The 1,327-nt window shown below is 72.1% G+C and carries 1 protein-coding gene; it reads left to right on the top strand.

The annotated features are described in order from the left end of the window. A partial coding sequence (locus ACYVE9_RS27155; RefSeq protein WP_461030539.1) for a serine/threonine protein kinase occupies positions 1-1,327 on the top strand: 1,327 nt, incomplete at both ends.

Here is a 1,327-nt window from a genome sequence, read left to right as displayed (position 1 = left end):
GGCTCCGGGCGCTCCTCCGGCTCGGCGGGCACGCGCTCCCAGCCGTCACGGCGTTCGCAGTCGTCCCGGCGGTCGGTGTCGGGGCGGCTGTCCGTGTCCGGTTCGGCCTCGTCCCGCTCGGTGTCGGTCCGCAGTTCCCGTCGCGGCACGTCCGCCTCCGGCCGGAACCGGCTCGGCGCGGGGCTCGTCACCATGCCCGAGGTGCCGCGTCCGGACCCGGCGACGGCGGTACTGGCGCACCCGGAGGTGCCCGAGCGCAAGCGGTACTGCTCCAACAGCGACTGCGGCAGCCCGGTCGGGCGCTCCCGCGGTGACCGGCCGGGCCGCACCGAGGGCTACTGCACCAAGTGCGGGCAGCCGTACTCGTTCTCCCCGAAGCTGGCCGCGGGTGACCTCGTGCACGGCCAGTACGAGGTCGTCGGCTGCCTGGCGCACGGCGGCCTGGGATGGGTGTACCTGGCGGTGGACCTGCCCCTTGAGCGCCGCTGGGTGGTGCTCAAGGGCCTGTTGAACACCGGCGACCAGGACGCCATGGCGGCGGCGATCTCCGAGCGCCGCTTCCTGGCGGAGATCGAGCACTCCACGATCGTGCGCATCTACAACTTCGTCGAGCACCTCGACCAGCGCACCGGCAGCCTCGACGGTTACATCGTCATGGAGTACGTCGGCGGCAAGTCGCTGAAGGAGATCGCCAACGAACGCCGCACCCCGTCCGGTCGGCGCGACCCGCTGCCGGTCGAACAGGCCTGCGCCTACGGCATCGAGGCGCTGGACGCGCTGGGCCACCTGCACAGCCGCAACCTGCTCTACTGCGACTTCAAGGTCGACAACGCGATCCAGCAGGACGACCAGCTCAAGCTGATCGACATGGGCGCGGTCCGCCGCATGGACGACGACGTGAGCGCCGTCTACGGCACCGTCGGCTACCAGGCGCCCGAGGTCGCCGAGTCCGGACCGTCCGTCGCCTCGGACCTCTACACGGTGGCGCGCACGCTGGCCGTGCTGACGATCGACTTCCAGGGCTACACGAACGTCTTCGCCGACAGCCTGCCCGATCCGGGCAGCATCGAGGTGTTCCGGACGTACGAGTCCTTCTACCGGCTGCTGGTCCGCGCCACCGATCCCGATCCGCTGCGCCGGTTCGCCTCCGCCGAGGAGATGTCGGAGCAGCTGACCGGGGTGCTGCGGGAGGTCGTGGCCCTCCAGACCGGGCGGCCGAGGCCGGCCCTGTCGACGCTGTTCGGCCCCGAGGTGCGAGTGGTCGGCTCGGAACTGCTGCCGGCGGCGGCCGGCGACACGTCCCGGCTGGGCGCCCGCCGGCTGCCCG

The organism is Streptomyces sparsus (assembly GCF_054776295.1).
This window is presented reverse-complemented; position numbering and strand designations above follow the sequence as displayed.